The following is a 3265-nucleotide window of genomic DNA, read 5'->3' as shown; positions in this document are numbered from 1 at the left end:
CGCTGATCGGACTGATCGTCATCAAGGCCGTGGTGCTTTATACGGCTGCGCGGATCTTCCGGGTCGAACGCCACCTCGCGGCCGAGGTCGCATTGCTGCTGGCGCAGGGCGGCGAATTCGCGTTTATCGTGATCGGACTTGCGAGCGCGAAGGGGCTCCTGGAGGTCGAAATCGGCACCTCCGCCATCGCGGTCGCGGGCCTGAGCATGATGGTGACGCCGCTGCTTGCCAAGCTCGCGCGCCATACCGGCGAGCGCCTCGAGACCTCCGATCAAGAGTCGCGGCACTCGCCCGAAGCGGAGATGGTGGAACTGCGCGACCATGTCGTGATCGGCGGCTTCGGTCGTGTCGGTCAGACGGTTGCGCGCGTTCTCGACAGCGAGAACGTGCCGTGGATCGCGTTCGATACCAACGGCTCGCTCGTGACGGAGTTTCGCGAAAAGAACCGTCCGGTGTTTTTCGGCGATGCCAGCCGACACGAGATCCTCCATCATGCCGGGGTCAAGAAGGCGCGTGCGTTCATCGTGACGCTGGGCAGCGCCGAAGCCACCGAACGCATGGTGAAGGAGATCATCAGGCTGCGCCCCAAGGCCTGCGTTCTGGCGCGCGCCAAGGACTCCGAACACGCTACGCGTCTGACCAACCTTGGTGCAACCGACGCGATCCCCGAAGCGGTGGAGGCGAGCCTGCAGCTCGCGGGCCGTCTGCTGGAAAATCTGGATTTCCCGGAAGACGTTGCGGACCGCCGGATTGCCGATATCCGCAATCTCGAAGTGGTCGCGGTACAGCGCGCCGCGAAGAAGTCGGCGAAGGCCGAGAAGAGGCAAGCACGGGCGTGATGTGAGCCGCCTTGCGTCACGCATGTCTGTTGAACCGGTGCGCCGGTCAGATGATGCAGACTGTCGCGTATGATTGCATCCGGAGTTGGATACAACTTCAGCGTCGCTGACGGACAGCACTGATTCATCGCAGCGGCATCCAGTCCTCGAGATTGCGTCCTCATTTCTTGTCCGCGGATTTTCGCGTTTGATACGGTGAGAATTAAAGGCGTGAGTCGGTCTCATGTCATTTGGTCATGACCTGGGACGACGACTGTGATGAAATTTGCGCGCCGTAATCGTCGTCCTTTCGATTTCCATCGTGTCGCATTGGCGGGTCTTGCAGGCGCTGCCGCCATTCTGATCTTCAATGATGCAGCAGTCGCCGTGCCGGCCACCGGCGGATGCGCGGACGTGAACAGCGGCGTATTCAATACGTCGATCAGTGAGCACGAGATTACCGTATCGGGATTTACGGCGGGCGACCGGATCACATTCACCGTCGCAATCACTGAAAACGACGCAAATGCCGCGTACTGGGAGCTGTTTAACGAATCCGCCAGTCCCTCAGTCCTGGTGGACACTTACGAGCCTGTCGGCGACGGCACCGTGACCAAAATCTATACGGTGCCATCCGGAGTTGGTCAGCTCAGGCAATTCATCATTGCAAGGATCGGATCCGGTCTGACCGTCACCGCGACCTGTGTTGCCGCCGGCGGCACAGCTTCGAACGACAGCCAGAAATTACGCGGTGTACAGGTTCAGGGCTCGACCATGGCCGGGCAGGCCTCCGGCGCGGCCATCAGCGGCGCGGTGAATGGCGCGATCGGCGATGCGTTCGGCAATCGCGGCAATCCGGTGTCGGTTGGTGCGAACGGTGTGACACTGAACTTCGCCGCCGATCCGCGGGCCAATGCATCCTTGCGCGCGCCGTTTGCCGGCCGCCATGACGAGGCCATGTCGGCGCTGGCCTATGCCGCCGGCCGCAGCGTCACCAAGGCGCCGCCGCTGTCGCCGGTGTTTGAGCAGCGCTGGAGCGGATGGCTCGATGTGCGCGGTTCGGGCTGGGACAAGTCGCATGTCGTCGACGGCAAGCAGATCAATGTCACCGGCGGCGTCGGCTACAAGCTGACACCGAACCTGCTGGTCGGCGTGTTCGGTGGCTATGAGGACTTCCGCTACGATTTCGCGGCGCTGTCCGGCAAGCTGAAGGGCGATGGCGGCACCATCGGCGGCTATGCGGCCTGGAAGATCGCGCCGACGCTGCGCTGGGATGCGATGCTCGGCTGGTCGAGCATCTCCTATGATGCATCCGCCGGCACTGCGTCGGGCCAATTCGATGGCTCGCGCTGGCTGGTTTCGACGGGACTGACCGGCTTCTATCGTTATGCGGCATATATCGTTGAGCCGTCCGCCAAGGTCTATGCCTTGTGGGAGCGGCAGGATGCCTGGACCGACAGTCTCGGCACCTTGCAGGCAGAGCGCAGCTTCTCGACCGGCCGCGTGTCCCTCGGCGGCCGCGTGATCGCGCCCTCGCAATACAGCGCGTTCTCGGTTTCGCCGTATCTCGGCGTCTATGGCGACTGGCGCTTCTCCTCGGACGATGCGCTGCCGGTCGATGTGCCGAATGCCGGTCTGATCGATGGCTGGTCGGGGCGTGTCACCGGCGGCGTGAGCATGACGAAGCAGGGCAATGGCACGCTGTCGTTCGGCGGCGAATATGGCGGCATCGGCGCGGGCTATGGCGTGTGGACCGCCAATGCAAGGCTCGCGATGCCGTTCTGATCTGTTCGGATCACGGCCAGACACTTCAAACAGAAGTGGGTGCGGTGAAGACCGTACCCCTTTTGATTGAATGCAAGCGAGGAAGCGCAGTAATAAGTTCGATGCGGGATGATGGATTCTTTTCGCTCCATCACGAATCAGAATTACCGTTGCGAATGGCGGCGTGTATCGCGGGGGGCGGCGCGCTGATCCGGAAATTATTTAGAGAAGTTGTTCGGGGGCTTGGTGCTGGGAATTGGAATGCGCGGCAGGACGCCTGCCATTGTTCGTCGTGTCGTTTTCGGCCTTTGCATCTCGGGTTTTCTGCTCGGTTCGAACAGTGATGCCAGTGCGGACGGCTGTTCGGAGTTGAACGGCTCTTTCGCCGGCAATGTCCTCACGGGCAGTACGAGCGGTACGGGGTTTTACCCCGGCGATACCATAATGCTTACAATTAACACACCCGGCAGCAACATCGGACTCCAGCTTGCCAGTACCGGGTACACGCCCGTGCTGCTGAACCCTCCCCAAACCCCCGGTACCTATGAATATATTGTCCCAGACGAGACGGTAATTACCATCTTTATCCCCGGCCTGTCGAACGGTGCCGACCCCACCGCCAATTATTCGTGGGGCTGCATGGGCGGGATGGGAAGCGCCGCCAAGCGCCGCCCCAGCGACAA

The 3265-nt window shown here is 61.7% G+C and carries 2 protein-coding genes and 1 pseudogene; all 3 read left to right on the top strand.

The window, feature by feature from the left end; genetic code table 11:
• The coding region (locus tag VNZ93_RS19575) for an NAD-binding protein (protein WP_325709063.1) at positions 1-839 on the top strand (839 nt) is incomplete at its 5' end.
• Between the two features lie 258 nt (positions 840-1097).
• Positions 1098-2603, top strand: coding sequence for an autotransporter domain-containing protein (locus tag VNZ93_RS19570; RefSeq protein ID WP_325709060.1), 1506 nt, complete (start codon positions 1098-1100; stop codon positions 2601-2603).
• Between the two features lie 240 nt (positions 2604-2843).
• Positions 2844-3265 (top strand): annotated as a pseudogene (locus VNZ93_RS19565) (hypothetical protein); the annotation flags it as partial.

Origin of the sequence: Pseudorhodoplanes sp., from assembly GCF_035565795.1 — a bacterium.
Taxonomy (GTDB): domain Bacteria; phylum Pseudomonadota; class Alphaproteobacteria; order Rhizobiales; family Xanthobacteraceae; genus Pseudorhodoplanes.
Note: the sequence above shows the minus strand (reverse complement) of the source record. Positions and strands in the feature narration are given on the sequence as shown.

What these genes read in the sequence shown, in the direction of transcription:
- VNZ93_RS19570 (WP_325709060.1), top strand. Translation starts at nt 1,098, where the DNA reads ATGAAATTTGCGCGCCGTAATCGTCGTCCTTTCGATTTCCATCGTGTC.